The organism is Crocinitomix catalasitica ATCC 23190 (assembly GCF_000621625.1).
Taxonomy (GTDB): domain Bacteria; phylum Bacteroidota; class Bacteroidia; order Flavobacteriales_D; family Crocinitomicaceae; genus Crocinitomix; species Crocinitomix catalasitica.
Window position 1 is genome coordinate 1 of sequence record NZ_JHXV01000040.1, and the last position, 15,959, is coordinate 15,959.

The 15,959-nt window shown below is 34.1% G+C and carries 16 protein-coding genes and 1 tRNA gene; 5 read left to right on the top strand and 12 right to left on the bottom strand.

The window, feature by feature from the left end; translation table 11 throughout:
- The first annotated feature begins 6 nt into the window (after window positions 1-6).
- Entirely contained in the window at window positions 7-177 is a 171-nt protein-coding gene (locus tag T367_RS0117240; protein ID WP_051568640.1) for a transposase, read from the top strand.
- A 143-nt stretch (window positions 178-320) separates the two neighbouring features.
- On the opposite strand, the gene T367_RS0117245 is transcribed toward T367_RS0117240, so the two are convergent.
- The 4 genes from T367_RS0117245 to T367_RS24230 form a co-directional block, all read right to left on the bottom strand.
- Window positions 321-668: a hypothetical protein gene (locus T367_RS0117245; protein WP_027420971.1), complete on the bottom strand. Its 348-nt coding sequence runs from the start codon at window positions 666-668 to the stop codon at window positions 321-323.
- A gap of 139 nt (window positions 669-807) precedes the next feature.
- Window positions 808-884: transfer RNA gene (locus tag T367_RS0117250), tRNA-Asn, on the bottom strand.
- Between the two features lie 102 nt (window positions 885-986).
- Window positions 987-1,418: a single-stranded DNA-binding protein gene (locus T367_RS0117255; protein ID WP_027420972.1), complete on the bottom strand. Its 432-nt coding sequence runs from the start codon at window positions 1,416-1,418 to the stop codon at window positions 987-989.
- Window positions 1,419-1,499: 81 nt separating this feature from the next.
- Window positions 1,500-2,411, bottom strand: a complete 912-nt coding sequence (locus tag T367_RS24230; protein ID WP_051568641.1) for an N-acetylmuramoyl-L-alanine amidase — start codon at window positions 2,409-2,411, stop codon at window positions 1,500-1,502.
- Window positions 2,412-2,511: 100 nt separating this feature from the next.
- On the opposite strand from T367_RS24230, the gene T367_RS0117265 reads away from it, so the two are divergent.
- Window positions 2,512-2,913, top strand: coding sequence for a hypothetical protein (locus T367_RS0117265; RefSeq protein ID WP_027420973.1), 402 nt, complete (start codon window positions 2,512-2,514; stop codon window positions 2,911-2,913).
- On the opposite strand, the gene T367_RS22910 is transcribed toward T367_RS0117265, so the two are convergent.
- From T367_RS22910 to T367_RS0117295, 5 genes are all read right to left on the bottom strand, one after another.
- Window positions 2,910-4,454, bottom strand: a complete 1,545-nt coding sequence (locus tag T367_RS22910; protein WP_084274478.1) for an O-antigen ligase family protein — start codon at window positions 4,452-4,454, stop codon at window positions 2,910-2,912. The two genes, T367_RS0117265 and T367_RS22910, sit on opposite strands and share 4 nt — an antisense overlap.
- A 2-nt stretch (window positions 4,455-4,456) precedes the next feature.
- Window positions 4,457-6,118: a S41 family peptidase gene (locus T367_RS0117280; protein ID WP_035845535.1), complete on the bottom strand. Its 1,662-nt coding sequence runs from the start codon at window positions 6,116-6,118 to the stop codon at window positions 4,457-4,459.
- Between the two features lies 1 nt (window position 6,119).
- Window positions 6,120-6,512: a ribonuclease P protein component gene (rnpA, locus tag T367_RS0117285; RefSeq protein WP_027420976.1), complete on the bottom strand. Its 393-nt coding sequence runs from the start codon at window positions 6,510-6,512 to the stop codon at window positions 6,120-6,122.
- Between the two features lie 11 nt (window positions 6,513-6,523).
- Window positions 6,524-7,105, bottom strand: coding sequence for a DUF3109 family protein (locus T367_RS0117290; RefSeq protein WP_027420977.1), 582 nt, complete (start codon window positions 7,103-7,105; stop codon window positions 6,524-6,526).
- A gap of 63 nt (window positions 7,106-7,168) precedes the next feature.
- The gene (locus T367_RS0117295; RefSeq protein ID WP_157454291.1) at window positions 7,169-8,950 is read right to left on the bottom strand and encodes a hypothetical protein; all 1,782 of its coding nucleotides are present in this window, start codon (window positions 8,948-8,950) and stop codon (window positions 7,169-7,171) included.
- A gap of 156 nt (window positions 8,951-9,106) precedes the next feature.
- Here T367_RS0117295 and T367_RS0117300 point away from each other — a divergent pair, with 156 nt between their 5' ends.
- The 3 genes from T367_RS0117300 to T367_RS0117310 are packed head-to-tail and all read left to right on the top strand — an operon-like array spanning window position 9,107 to window position 12,724.
- Window positions 9,107-10,840: an OmpA family protein gene (locus tag T367_RS0117300; RefSeq protein ID WP_027420979.1), complete on the top strand. Its 1,734-nt coding sequence runs from the start codon at window positions 9,107-9,109 to the stop codon at window positions 10,838-10,840.
- A gap of 19 nt (window positions 10,841-10,859) precedes the next feature.
- Window positions 10,860-11,921, top strand: a complete 1,062-nt coding sequence (locus T367_RS22915) for a lysylphosphatidylglycerol synthase transmembrane domain-containing protein (protein ID WP_051568643.1) — start codon at window positions 10,860-10,862, stop codon at window positions 11,919-11,921.
- Window positions 11,922-11,974: 53 nt separating this feature from the next.
- Window positions 11,975-12,724, top strand: a complete 750-nt coding sequence (locus T367_RS0117310) for a T9SS type A sorting domain-containing protein (protein WP_084274480.1) — start codon at window positions 11,975-11,977, stop codon at window positions 12,722-12,724.
- A 138-nt stretch (window positions 12,725-12,862) separates the two neighbouring features.
- On the opposite strand, the gene T367_RS22920 is transcribed toward T367_RS0117310, so the two are convergent.
- The 3 genes from T367_RS22920 to rpoN all read right to left on the bottom strand — a co-directional run bounded on the left by T367_RS22920 (window position 12,863) and on the right by rpoN (window position 15,946).
- Window positions 12,863-13,660, bottom strand: a complete 798-nt coding sequence (locus T367_RS22920) for a M48 family metallopeptidase (RefSeq protein WP_035845538.1) — start codon at window positions 13,658-13,660, stop codon at window positions 12,863-12,865.
- Window positions 13,661-13,817: 157 nt separating this feature from the next.
- Window positions 13,818-14,498 (bottom strand): hypothetical protein, encoded by a 681-nt coding sequence (locus T367_RS0117320; RefSeq protein ID WP_027420981.1) that lies wholly within the window; start codon window positions 14,496-14,498, stop codon window positions 13,818-13,820.
- Window positions 14,495-15,946: an RNA polymerase factor sigma-54 gene (rpoN, locus tag T367_RS0117325; protein ID WP_027420982.1), complete on the bottom strand. Its 1,452-nt coding sequence runs from the start codon at window positions 15,944-15,946 to the stop codon at window positions 14,495-14,497. The genes T367_RS0117320 and rpoN overlap by 4 nt, the downstream gene beginning before the upstream one ends.
- Between the last annotated feature and the right edge of the window lie 13 nt (window positions 15,947-15,959).

Below are 15,959 nucleotides of genomic sequence, written 5' to 3' on the forward strand. Positions count from 1 at the left end.
ACCATTATGAATACTATTCGAATCAACTACGAGGGGATTGTTAATTATTTTGAACACAGAAGTACAAATGCAGCTGCAGAATCTTTTAATGCAAAAATTAAAGCGTTTAGATCCCAATTTAGAGGTGTGAAAAATGTTGCTTTCTTTTTATTCAGATTAACTAAAATATATGCCTAGTCCCCAACAATTGGTCTTGATCCAAAAAAAGGAAGAAGAGGTTAAATAAAATTTAAAAGCAAATCGGGTAACCAAAAAAGTTAAAATAAAATTTTGATGATTCAAAAGTGTGACTCTAATCATATTAAGATTAACTCAAGTATTTAACTAGTCCCCAACAATTGGTCTTGATCCACTTTTACCATACAGCCGAATTGATTGGAAAACACTTTAATAATTTCAATTAAAGAAATATCGGACCTATAAATGTCTGATGGAATAATATATCCAAAATTAAAATAATGATGCCCCTTAGCGAAATTAGTGCAAAAAATAAAATCTGACTTCGATCTCAATCTGTGTGGCAGCTTTTTATATAACAATGTGGCAGTATCAGATATCTGTTCTTTTCTATCTGGTAAATTAAATGCATTTTGTAATTGGTCCTTAGTAATTCCAAGCTCTAAAGCTCTACTGACATGAAGTCCATTGATCATTGTTAGACTACTCATATATTTCACACTTTTATAATGGGAGAATATAACAAAAATATAAACCTTAATATAGACTAAAAAGAAAATTTAATATGCAAATAGTATGCAAACGAAAAAAGGTTTCAAACTTTTTACAGTCTGAAACCTTTTGTCTCACTGGCTCCTCCTCTAGGGCTCGAACCTAGGACCCTCTGATTAACAGTCAGATGCTCTAACCAACTGAGCTAAGGAGGAATTATCGCCTTTTTTAATTAGCGAGTGCAAATATAAAGAAATTAAATCTACTGCTACAAACAAAAACGGAAAAATTTTTAGAAAAAATTAAAATAACTTTAATCAGTCCATTTCTTCATCAAAAGAAGAAGGAACAATTGAAGCATTAAAGTCGTCATTATCATCCTCATCCATATCATTTGACCTTTGCGAATTGCCTGACTTAAGAATATTTGTTTTAGCAACATTTATTCTAATTTCAGACTTAATTGTGTTGTCATCTTGAAGATATCCTTTCGAAAAAGGAGTCCCAATCACCTCAACCAAGGTTCCCTTCACTAAATATTGTGCAATTTTTGTATTGATATTGTCTTTTTTCCAAATGGTACAGTTCACCCATGTGGTTTTGGTTTTTTGTTCACCTGTTTTTTTATCACGCCAATTCTTATTGTGCGCAACAGGAAAATTAATGGCTACAATTCCTTTGTCCATTTGACGAACTACTGCGTCTTTCCCTATATTCCCTATTAATCTTGTTTCAAATACTGTTGCCATATCATTTTTTCAAGCGTAAGCATACAATTTAAGCCAATTATTGCTCAATTCAAAGGATATTCATGTAAGAGGAATTAAATCTTATTCGAAGTAGACGATGTAGGCATCTTTAAAACCATTGGATTGCACAGATTTTTGCACTTTCTTCGCATCCTTCTTACTTAAAAATGGACCGACATAATATTTATACTTGTACATACTGGTACTTTGCACCTCTACTCGTTCAACTGGCGTATCTAATTTTTTAAATTCAGCTATATCCGTTTTGAGAGGATCAATAGAAGCCATAATTTGAACTTTATAATGAGGTTGATCAGGTTGCGAAGTTAAATCCTGTGGTGGATCGAAATTAATTTTTGGATGCTTGGCCTTGACAAAGTCTCTAGTCGCTCTAAAAATCGCTGAAGCGATTATTTCTTGTCCATAAACAGAATTCAAATACTTTCCTTCGGATTCGTTGGTAATAAAACCACACTCAATTAAAACCGTTGGCATTTTAGTATACTTCAGTATTTGTAAAGAATGACCAATATCTGCCCCTGTTTTAACTCCTCTACTCTTTCTTCCCGCCCTATTCTTAAATTGTTCTTCTATTAAATAAGCCCATTTATAAGATGCTTTAGCATCGTAATTATGAATATGGGTTTCTGTTCCCACAATCGCTGGATTAGGACTGCCATTTACATGCAAACTAATCATATAATCAACATTACTATTGTTCGCTTGATCAACTCTGTCATCAAGACTAGGATAAGTATCCGTTGTTCTTGTATAAATTACTTTTACATTCGACAAATTATAAGTCAAGTACTCACCTAATTTCATTGCAATCTTTAAAGCAATATCTTTTTCTTGCATCAAACTATCCTTTAGCGGCAGATGACCGGGATCTTTACCTCCATGGCCAGGGTCGATTAGAATAGTAATTGAAGATTTTTGTGTAAAACCAACAATATTTAGGGTCAAGTAAAACAAGAATAATATAAATCTCATCAAGTGTAAATTCTATTAATTCTTCAAATTTAACATTCGAAACTATTAAAAATATACTTTACTTTACAACTAATTCAACTTTGCTTGTTTATAACTGCCTATGAAAGGACTAGTTCGCTATCAAACTATTTGGGGTATTTGCTATATTCTTAGCGGAATTGCATTTGCTATTGTATTTATTCTTGGTGGATATATTTTAGCAGATCCAAGTATTTATCTGAACTTAATTGCCGCTGTAATAATTATATATATTGGCAATAATATTCGTACGAAACCATATATTCGATATGATCAAAATGAAATTCTGGTCTATAATTTATTTGGATCAATCAGAAAACGTTATAAAATTGAAAATGAATCAACCCTTACAATAACCAATAAAAAGTTTTATATCGCCGGAAAGAAATTGCGCTTAAATCATTGGTTTATGGACAAACAAGACTGGCATCGTTTCGAATCGTTTTATAATCGCGAACCACTACTCGACGAATTAAAAACCTAATCTTCTTCTCGGTAAACTGTCATGCCATATACCAACGCAAACATTGTAACACCCGCTTGTGTTTCAATTAAATCTTGGAATATGCAGGAAAATGCCAATGTAAACAAAGACAATAAAAAAATATAATTCTTCTTTTTAATTTCGAAAAGAGGCAGGATAAAAATGGCGATAAACAGTGACAAACCGACAATTCCTAATGTTATCCAAATGGTTAAAAACTGATTGTGCGCACGGTGTTGATTCTCGAGCAATAATTTCGACTGCATTTTTTGATACTCAGCCTTAAAAGCATCATCAACATCACCGATACCGACTCCAAACACACCAACACTTTGCACCAAACGTTTAGCCGCTTTAAAATGCTCTAAACGTTGTAAAATAGAATACCCATTTGGGTCTCCTTTCAAGGTATACATTTCGTATTCTTGAACAAAACTTACCAATTTCGTATTGATGCCGTTATTAACATCGTAGGCAGTTTGCCCATTCTCAATTCTTTTTACATCCTCATCCGTCAACGCCTCAACTCCTCCTATGTCCTTACGCATACCTTTAGAGGTTAAATAACGAATTAATGTACCATAGATTCTTTGCTGTTTATTATCCAACGAATCGTATTTAATGGCCGCCCGTTTATTCCAGCTCTCCCGCAATTCAATTTCACTAAAGTAAAGCCAAATTAAATTGCCATTTTCAGCTTGGGTGGATAATGTATCATGATAATATTCGTTCCCATCAGGACTATAAGTTTCAAGTGTATTGAAATCAATCTGAACAGGACTTTTAATAGATTTGACAGTATTAATTCCTACAATACACACAACCAACACAAACGAAAGACTAGCGAACAATAAGAACCATTTTAAAACCCTATTCTTTAAATGATAGATCAAGAATACTATTGAATAAATACTGAGGACTAAAAAAAGTAAATATCCATTTACGATTTGAGATTTAAACAGATAAAAGAATAACCAGCAAACGATTGCCAATCCTAAAAATCTATTGAGTCTTTTTTTATAGACACAATACAAAACAATAAAAAAGGCAAGGTTAACTAGAATTGAAAACCTGACATGCGAAATAAATGTCGACATCTGCCTGATATCATCTGTAAAATCCAGAAAATAATTATACCGAATAAAATTGTAAAGAGAGGTATAACAGACAATCCCAATAAAGATATAGGATAAATAAGTTCGGTGATTTTTTTGAATAGGCGTCGAACTTGCAAGCACAAGTGGAATGACTATAAACGGCAGTTTTATGCGCAAATCATGGAAACCATATGCCACATTTTCAGACCAAAATAAAGACAGGACGAATAAGAAGTATAGGAAAATAATTACCCATATACTTTTATTGTTTTTAAGCCTGACCCATTTTGTTTTAAAGTCTAGTTCGAGTATCCAATTGGAAATTATCCAAATAGTACCAATACTCATTAAGACATTTGAAACAGCTATACCTACAGTTAGTATTAAAAGTGCGGTTAGGCGTAGGTATAAATGAGCCGGCAATTTAAGCCAGTGGTCAAACATTGCTATTCTTCTATTTTCAAGATAGTATTATAACGTGAACTTGTTTGTAATATTTCAATGGCTTCATTAATAAAATCATCTTCAATTAAACCATGCTCAATTCTTCCGTTTTGATAATAGTATCTACCAATAATTTCATCCTCTAAAAGTGGAATAATTTCAGACTTATATTTAATTAAATCTTTTGATTTAGAAGGGTCTAATTTTTTATGCATCGCATCGAATTCGGCTTGCGCATCCTCTAATCTATTTTCTTCTTTTGCTAATTTCTCTAATTCTTTTAAAATCAACATTGATTCTGTCATGTATTCAAAATCTTGCGCCTGAACATAAGTTATAAAATCATTATAGTGCTCATCTGAGAATTTAAATTCTTTAGGTCCTGGTATTGTTGCATTATCGCGTTTAAACTTCGTTCCATATTCAAATAGTAAATTCTCTAGCGCCAAGGTCTTTGTCAAATCTGAATAATCTTTTAAATCAACCGTTACATCAGGCTCAACACCTCTACCATCAATTACTTCACGACCAATTTTTGTATAGAATTTTTTCAATAATGAATCAGAAATTGCAGATGCTTTATCACCTTGCTCTCTATGGCTATAATCTAACTTCTGAATACACCTGCCACTAGGTGTATAATATTTAGCGATGGTAACTTTGATTTTTGCATTGTACTTTAAATCGAGCGGTCGTTGCACCAATCCTTTTCCGAAACTTGTTTGACCGACAATCACTGCTCTATCTAGATCTTGCAAAGCACCAGAAACTATTTCACTGGCCGAAGCAGAACCACCATCTACTAAAACAACAATTGGCATTTCAGCATCCTCAGGTTTTAACTTCGCAATATAAGTTTGGTTCACAGAAACATCTCGACCTTTAATAGACACAATCTCCGTCCCTTGAGGAACAAACATATTTACAATCTTAACCGCTTCGTTTACCAAACCGCCACCATTTCCACGCAGGTCGAAAACCAATTTCTTCATCCCTTTATTGGCTTTTAAATCCTTAAAAGCATTCATAAAATCTGCACCTGCAGTTTGCGTAAAACTGCTCAGTTTAATATAACCAACCTCGCTATTAATCATATCATAAAAAGGAACAGGACTAAACTTAATTTCCTCACGAACAATATCCTTTGTTATTTCTTCACCATTTCTATCAACCTTAATTTTCAAAGTTGTGCCCGGCTTCCCTTTTAACTTATCAGAAACCTCACTCGAACTTAAACCTTTAACACTTCTTCCGTTAATTTCAAGAAAAACATCTCCTGATTCAAGACCTGATTTTTGTGCAGGAAAACCTTCGTGCGGATCAACAATCATTACATAATCATCATTCTGTCTAATAATTGCCCCAATTCCACCGTATTGACCCGTTTGCATTAACTTATAATCCTCAATTAATGATTCCGGAATATAGTTGGTGTATGGATCTAACTCCAATAACATGGCATCAATAGCTACCTTCATCAACTCCCCTGGATTAGGTTCATCAACATAATTTAAATCAATATTTTTATAGACCAATTCAAACAATTCTAGATTTTTTAGAATCTCAAAATCGTTGTTATTATTGTGCTCAACATCAACCTGCGCAAATCCAATGGTAAAATTGAAGCATAAGCTTAAGGCGATGATGTTTTTAGTAATTCTCATATTAATTATTATTTGCAGCTATTGTTTCAACCAACTGCGTTAAAATTAGCTTTAATTTTTTTTCAAGTACTTCGAAAGATTCTTTTTCTTGACCAGTATAGATTAAAAATAGTGCCAAAAATTGCTCATCTTTTAATTCAGCAAGAATTTCGTGTTTATTTAATCTATAAATCTCTTTTAACTGCCTGCGAATGCGATTCCTTTTAACCGCTAATTTCACTTTACGTTTTGGAACAGAAAAAGCAATCTTTAAACCTTTATCAGTACCCGCGTTTTCATCCAGAACAAATTTTAGGAGGAACGGAAACTGTTTCAAAGTTTGGCCAGTTGCAAAAATCTCATCAATTTTTCTTTTACTGGTTAACCTCTCAGATTTATTGAACGTGTTTTTCAAAAGTTAATTGGCTATTTGGATTTATTTTTTTGCAATTCCTTATCCGCGATCTCCAATTGCTCGTAAAAAGGAGCGCCATACGCTCGAATTAATGGCTCTTTTAAGAATTTAAATACAGACACACCGAGTTGTTCGCCCAAAGAACAAGCATCTTTACAAATTTCCCAACGGTCGTAATTTAAAGCCGTAAATGTGCGGTATTTTTGTGCTCGAATAGGATATAAATGACAAGAAATTGGCTTGTTAAAATCGGTTTTACCATCGCGATAAGCTTGCTCAACCGAACATTTTGTAATGCCTTCATCATCTCTAAAAACAAATGCACATTCAGCACCTTTAACTAGAGCGGTCACCGGCTCATTGTCTTGATCCATGTAAAACACACCAACTCTGCCAATCGTTGAGATTCCCTCTTCCGTCATGTACGGTTTAATGGCATCAATATTATCTTCCAATAATGTTACTTCATCCATTGTTAATGGCGCACCATCATCTCCTTCAACACAACATGCACCTTTACATGCTCCCAAGTTACAAACGAATTCTTTTTCAAAAATATCTTCTGAAACCAATTTATCCCCTATTTCTATGATCATTTTTCTACAATTAGTCATGCAAAGATAGAATAAACTACAGGAAAATGAAGCATCTACGATTTACCTTAAGCCGAGATCAATCACCATTTGTTTTTCTATGATAGTTGTTCCAGCTTTAAAACGAATGGCAATGACTTCACCATCGACAAGTTGAAACTTGTCCCATTCTGCATTAGAAACCGCTTTACCTTGATGATTAACCAAAAATCGACCGGTATCAGTTTTTAAACTCACGCCGAACGCATGCACTTTTGCATCCTCAAAATCAAAGAAATCCATGAAGGAGATTGCACGAAGATTGGTGTCTAAAAGTAAATACCGTTTCGGTTGGTCGATTGCTTCTTGATGATCATGCGCCTCTTGGTAAATTTTTGGCGTGCTCACAACATAGCCAAAAGGGACAGGTTCGATTGTGGCATAATTCGTTGTGGATTTGGTCCAGACACTATCTTTTTTAGTCCAAATGGATGAGTTTTCGGACTCGAAGTGGTTATTAAAATATTCAGGCCTATAAATATTCCCGATATCATTTCTATCAATTGTTTTCAATTTAAACAAACAATTATCGTTAAGTATTAATTGACTCCCTTCCAAAAGGAGACTTGAATGACAAATAGACGTTTCCTTATCATTTTCATTAAGAACAATTTTATGGTTAATTGTTTCGCAATTACTATGTATCATTACCTCTTCGGAAACGATATATGGCAGAAAATATTCATCTTCAATGTGACCAACTTGATCAACATGATTGATTAGTAATTCAATATAACCATCTTCAATTGCTACTGAATAAACCTTGTCCGACCAATCCAAAAATATCGAATCATTATCCACCCAATACAAAAAATCAAAATCTGGATTGTAATGAATAAAATCTGCTGGTTTCGTTATAAATTCATTATCTAACCAATAATCGTCATAGAACGAATTGTAAACTCTGTATTTATTTTGATGTTGAGTTAAAAACAAACTTTCTATCGAATAATCATCAAAATACTTTTCGTAAGCGAATAATATTTTTGCGCATGTATCGAACCCGTTGTCCGGTGCAATTAAACGGAGCTGTGACTTGACATCTAGAAGGTCGTTTGTATAATAATTAGCAAATAAAATCTCAGCATCAAAATTTAACAATGAATATTGACATCCCTGTTCTAAATTAGAATTTTCATTCCTATTTGCAAACGTCAATAAATAACCTTCACGTGTTAATTGACATTTTCTATAAATTGGCTCAATCAGCCAATTTCCAGTTTTATAATTAAAAACTCCAGATCTTTCGTAACCAGGAATGGATGGAGCATAAATAGCTTCAACATAACCCGTTTCTTCATCAAAAATAAGTGAATCCTCATCTGGATACTGCAAGCTTCTAAGTGGCCCAGCAAAAGGATCTATAGAATCCGCTTTAAACTCATTAATTATTACCAATTCATCACTAATTCTTTCAAAGCTGAGACCACCTTCATAATACATTTCCGGTTTGTGAATGCGAATGGTATTTGAAGGATAATTGTTGATTTTTTCAATCCAACCACTACTATCTTCCCAATTAAATTCGACATCATCAAGAATCAATCGATATTCATTCCTGCTATCCTTTGAAATTGCCCAATAATCTTGAACTAAATAGGATTCCATTAAATGATTTTTCTTTTGACCAACACTTATATTAATGAAACCATCGTTAAAACAAGCGGTTAAATCATATTTATCAAAATACAGGATGTTATTTTCAACCGTATCAGCTTGATCATGATAATTATAAACCCATTGCGCATTTAAGGAATGACACATTCCAAAAAGACTACAAAAAAAGGTAAAAATCAACTGCTTCATGATTCGAATTGAAAACACAATATAATTGATATTAAACGAAAAAGGGAACAGTTGTTACAAGATAAAATCAGAACAAGCCAATTACCAAAAATAATCTGTGCAAAACTTTAGCCCGATTCTTGCATTATCCCTTATGTTCTTTTTAACTTTGTTACGATGCGCAAAATATTTTCTATATTATTAATTGCTGTAGCTCCTATTTTCAGTTACGGACAAGTTTCACCAGTTGAAGGTGAGCCAATGGAATACGACACAGTAAAAGTTGGATTGAACACTTTTTTCATCATTGAAAAAGGCAGTTCATTTGACCTAGACTCCTTATTGAACGTCGCGCCAGAATTCGCACTAACACCTGACTACTATAAAGTTCGATATAACGAAGAGGATTTAATGTATAAAATCACCAACAATAAAGGTGATGGCTTTGACAGCCTTTATGGCACTAGAAATATGCGTCCAATTCTACATGGTGTAGCGTACCGTGGAGGTGCAAATAACTACTACCATAAAACAGACAAACGTCACAACCATAACCCGCTTCCTTTAGATGGTTTAAGTGGGCTTTGTCAAGAAGGTTTTAGCAAAGGTATTTATTTATACCGCGAGCGTTTTGAAGAAGCGCCACTTGCTGACACTTGTAATTGTATTGATCAATCCATGAATGAATTCGAATACGAACAACGCGATTATTTCGATTCTGTACATGTTCGTGATATGCTAAAGTCAACATACGAATCTGCAACGGATAATGGTGTTGGTCCAGTTTATTTGCATTGCTGGAATGGGTGGCATGCTTCAGGATTTATTGCTGCTGTGATTTTAAAACAGTTTTGTGAATTCTCTGATTGGGATGCTGTTAATTATTGGGATTTAGGAACAGATGGGGCGAATACGAGTCCGCGTTACCAAGTTCAACGAGAAAGAATTAAGAATTTTAGACCTTATCCAGAATTTGAAATTTCAGATTCGTTACGTGCATGTTTATGTCCGCCGATGCCTAAAAACATTGACAGTACACAATTGCATATAGAAATTGAACATTTAGTTGTCGTTCCAGAAGCGATTCCAAAAGGATTCCAAATCGTATTGTACAATGTGAAATTTGGATCGGGTCAAACAACCTTCTCAAACATTGCTGAAAACTCAGATATCGTTTATCTAAAAACAGCTTTAGAGAACGATCCGAAATTAAAAATTGAAATAGGAGGATATACGGACAACTCTGGAAGTCATGACAAGAATGTTCAACTTTCAAAACAAAGAGCAAAGTTTGTTTATGATCACATGATTGCATCAGGATATAGTACGGATAGAATTACATACGCAGGTTACGGTCCCGTTCGACCAATTTACAGCAATAGATATAAATCTACGCGTGATGGAAACCGTCGAATTGAAATTAAACTACTTGATAAAACAGAGCATAACAATAATAAATTAGTAGACGAAGAGGCCTATGATAATTCTGTGAAAAGTGCAGAAGAATTGGCAGAATCTTATTTGTCGTTTTATTTAAACGATACACATACCGATAAAAATAAAACCAGTTATATCATTGATGACTTAACATTCGCTTCAAGCAGCTCAGAAATGCCAACAACCGGCAAAGGAATTGACGTGATTAAAACATTGATTACTTATTTAAATGACAATGCAAATGTCAAAATAGCGGTGAACGGTTATACCGATGCTTCTGGAATTGCAGAAAACAATTTGGTATTATCAGAAGAGCGTGCTAAATCAGTTTATGATTATCTTATAGCGAATGGTATAAATGCAGATCGATTAAGCTATAAGGGCTTTGGTGCTGATGATCCTATTGCGCCTAACAGATATAAATGGGGACGTGATATCAACAGAAGGATTGAAGTTGCCTTTACCATCCTTTAAAGTCTAATTTCATCCCATTGTGAAAGACTCAAATTTGCAAGAAAAAAACAAATTTAAATCACAATTCAGTAAAAAACGCATCGTCTTTGCGATTCTACTATCCATTGGATTTACTGCATTTTTATACATAAGAGAACTCAACGAAAATTCAGCTGGATTCTCATCATTAAGTTGGACTGTTAAAACATTCCTATTTCTTTTCCTCGGTTTAATAATGATGGCTATTCGAGATACAGCCTATATGATCAGGTTGCGTTTATTAACCGATAGGAAACTCAGTTGGAAAAAGACATTTAATGTGATTATGTTATGGGAATTTGCATCAGCACTTTCACCTGGCGTTGTCGGCGGATCAGTTGCTGCAGCGTTCATCATTCAACAAGAAAAGATTCCTTTAGGGAAATCAACTGCGATTGTGATGGTTGCATCATTATTAGACAACCTCTTCTATCTTCTGCTTATACCAATTGTATTATTCTGGATATCCTTCAGCGATTTATTCCCAGCAGATTTAGTTTGGTTAAATTCGGTTGGGATGCAATTGTTTTGGTTGGGTTACGGAATTCTCCTCGTCGTAAATGCAATTTTCTTTACAAGTGTTTTCTTTTCCCCTCGAATAATGACGACTTTAATCAAGTACATTTTCATGTTACCTATCATTCGGAGGTTTCAAAAAAAGGCGGATAAAATCAGTAACGACTTTGTTGTTGCTAGCAAAGAAATGCGTGGAAAACGATTTAAATTTTGGCTAAAAACGTTTGCAGCGACCTCTATGTCATGGATTGCACGATTTTTAGTCTTGAATTTCACAATTGCGGCATTCATCCAACTCAATTTTATTGATCACTTACTTGTTTTAGGTCGACAGCTAGTTGTTTGGCTCATCATGATTATCTCTCCAACACCTGGAGGAAGCGGAATGGCTGAGTTTTTATTCTCTGAAATATATTTAGACTATATCGTCGCTTCAGGACTCTCAGCAATAAGTCTCGCGTTAATATGGAGAACTTTGTCCTACTATCCTTATCTTATAATCGGATCTTTTATCCTTCCAAAATGGTTAAGTAAACGAAAACTGTAACCAAAAACCGTTTGCTTGGTTATGTAATAAAACCAATTAAAAAAAACCAAAACATGCGCAGGGGATTATTATTGAGCCTTTGTTTATTCCTGGGAGGAATTGCAATGGCGGATGAAGTTATTTTAGAATGTGGTCAAAATTCAGGAAACAATTTTAATGGATGGGCTATTCCAAATTATCACTTATTTGATCGGGTAGACTTTCATGAAAACAGCATAGAATTCTATCGAGAAGTTGGTGGAAATTTGCCAATTATTGTTTCAAAAAAAGTAGATGATTTAAGTGAATACCTGAACCTCAGCATCCTCTTTAATTTTCAAGCGAATTATAATGCCGAAGTTGTGATGGTTACTTATTACTTATCAGAAGATGGTTTTAATTGGGTAGCAGTAGAAGAAAGCAGAAATAATAAAGCCGTAGAAATAAGTCATTATAGCGATTATACCTATGTCAAAGCCATTGCAAATGTATTAATGGAAGAAGACGGTAGTGTTTCTTGTGATTATTTTAAGCTTGAAGGAAAAAGACCGGCATTGGCAAGCAATGATTCTAATTCGTGGTTAGATGACGAAAAAACAGCGGCAACATTCAAGGTTTTTCCGTTTAGAGATTTTATAAATATTGAAACACAATCAGAAGAAGTTTATCAAATACAAATCACATCAATTACTGGTAAGATTATTTATCGCGAAGCACAATTGGGTAGTACACGCATCGATTTAGATAATGTGAGTAAGGGCATTTATATTGTGACGATAATACAAGACAATCAGATTGTACAATCACAGAAGGTTGCACTTTAAACAATAAACGCGATGTGAAACACGATTATCAGAGGAATCGTTTAAGGAAGACAAGGATTAAAAGGCAAACAACAAACCAAAAAAAAGCCCTGCTACAATTAAATTGAGCAGGGCTTTCATATTATTTACAATGTTCTATTAGAACAATCTTTTAAACTTATCATAAGACATTTTACCGTCATCATTTCCTGCACAACCACTATTTGTTGCCCATGTATGGTAGTTTTCTACTCTATTAGAAGGACTTGGATGCGTACTTAAAAACTCTGGTGTTCCACCGCCACCTTCAGCTTCAATCTTTTCAAAAAATCCAGCACCACTACTTCCAGGCCAAGGTGTACCACAAAGATACTCTACAGAAATACGATCAGCTTCAGTCTCGTGAGAACGGCTAAACTTCAATCCTATGATTCCAGCAGTAACTTGTTTAATAGCTTCACTATCTCCAGCAAGCGCACTCAATAAAATATCAAGACCTGCTTGTTTCGTCATCTGTCTTGTTGAATGTCTCAAATCAGCATGACCCATTTCGTGACCCATTACACCAGCCAATTGCGCTTCGTTATCTAAATACTTAATAATTCCTGTATAGAAATAAATATAACCACCAGGTGTACAAAAAGCATTCAACACGTCATCATTCTTAACAATACGTACTCTCCAAGCAAAATCATCTTTATGCTTCACTTTTCCGGTAGCTAAAATTTTATCTTTAATCGCGTTGATATAATTATAAGCTGCCACATTTGTTGCTGGATCGAGAATTGGATATTCTGCCGAATTACCATCTATTTCAGCTGCTACTTGCGCTCCTAATTCAATATCTTGGGCTACGGTGAAAAGATTAATGCCTCCTTTAGGCACTTTATCGGAATTACCACATTGAATTAATAACAAGGCTAAACCAAGTGTTAATGTAATTGTCTTAATATTCATATAGTTAAGTTATAATTTGAAACTTGAAAAAAATTTTTACAAAAATATAAAAACTTTAGCTGAGAAAAATTAAATCGTCCATGTAATCTTTAAACGGGCTCAAATTTTGGATAAGAGACAACAAGCACCATTTGCATTCAGAAAATTGAAATGAGCGCTAAATATATAATCCGAATTTGACTGTTGAATAAACAATGAAAAATCCTAAAGCCATCCCACTTAACACTTCGCTTAAGGTATGTGATTTCAAATAAAGTCTTGCACTATTCACCAAACTCGCTACAATAATCAGGTAGACAATCAAAAACAAATTCGTTATACCATCTTGATTCATGGCATTCAATTGTGTTTGGCTGTATGCGATCAACATCCCAACCAAACCAAAAATACCAATAGCATGAAGACTAATTTTATAATACAAATTGATAATCAAGGCAATAAATAAAGCAATGAAATTCCCGAATAAGAACCCCATTAAAGCCGGGTGTTTATATTCTACAGGAAATTGATACGCCACATAGAAATACACCATTGCATAGTAAAAGAGGATCAACACTAAAGGATATGTACGTTCTTGTTGACTTTCTAATTGGAACGACGAAATCATATTATTCTTCCTTAATATAAGTACACTAATCAATGGTGCGAGCACCGTTAATACAGTCATTAAAATATAGAGGTAAAATTTAACCTCATAAGGAAAATAATAAAGCGCATCTAAAGTCAAATAAGAAACAGGCGTCGTTTCATTGCTAAACAATAAATAAATGCCAAGAATCGGCATAAAAATTGGGTGAAAAATATAAGAAAGCGCTTTAAAAAACTGCGTCAATATCATAATTCCTTTCTTAATCTAGCAACAGGAATATCGAGTTGTTCACGGTATTTTGCAACTGTTCTACGCGCAATATTGTATCCTTTTTCTTTTAGAAGGTCAGTTAATTTTTGATCTGTTAATGGTTTTTTCTTCAATTCAGCGTCAATTGCATCTTGTAGAATTTTCTTTACTTCCCTTGTTGAAACCTCTTCACCTGATGATGTCGATAAAGATTCTGAAAAGAAATATTTTAAAGACATGATTCCGTAGGGTGTTTGCACGTATTTAGAATTCGCAACCCTAGAAATAGTCGAAATATCCATTTCTACAATTTCAGCAATATCTTTTAGAATCATTGGGCGAAGATTCGTATCATCACCTGTTAAAAAATATTCTTTTTGATACTCAACAATTGCCCGCATTGTAAACAATAAAGTTTGCTGACGTTGATAAATCGCATCAATGAACCACTTTGCTGAATCTAATTTTTGACGCACAAATTGCACCGCTTCTTTATCAGACTTAGAACCTTTGGCTCCGTCCGAATAATTCCGCAACATTTTTTCGTAAGTTCTACTTACTTTTAATTGCGGTGCATTTCTACTATTTAAACTCAAATTTAGCTCACCTTCATCTTCTGTTAGAATAAAATCGGGAATAATTTGCTGTATATTTTTTGAATCAGTCGACTCTTTAAGAGAATTACCGGGTTTTGGATTCAATTTTACAATTTCATCAATTGCTTCTTTTAAATCTTCGTCACCGATTTCAAATCTTGCCTTAATCTTTTCGTAGTGTTTTTTAGTGAACTCTTCAAATGATTTTTCTAATATCTTTTTGGCAGTATAAATTGCGATATCCCCATGATGTTTTCGTTCTAGCTGCAACAATAAACATTCACGCAAATCTCTTGCTCCAACACCTGCAGGTTCAAAATCTTGAATGATAAACAATACATCCTCAATCTCCTCTTCAGTTGTCATCACATTATATGTAAAAGCTAAATCATCTACTAAAGCCTCCAAATCACGTCTTAAATATCCGTCGTCATCAATATTACCAATTAAGACATCAGCGATTTCCTTTTCTTTTGGCGTCAGTTTACGCAAACTTAATTGACTATTTAAAACCTCATGGAATGATAACCCTCCTGAAATAGGAATAGCCTTTTCATCTTGATCTTTGCCAGCATTAGAGACAGAAGTTTTATACTGCGGTAGATCGTCATCTAAATAGTCATTAATATCAAACTCTTCGTTGGCGTTATCATCCTTCTCTTCGTAGTCATCCGCATAATCATCCGCCTCTTCACCATCCTCTTTGCCTTCTTCAAGCGCAGGATTCTCCTCAATTTCTTCTTTTATTCGCTGCTCTAATTCCATAGTAGGAACTTGCAACAATTTCATCAACTGAATTTGTTGCGGCGAGAGCTTTTGAAGTAATTTTTGACTTAATGTTTGTTTTAACATTCTATATAAACTT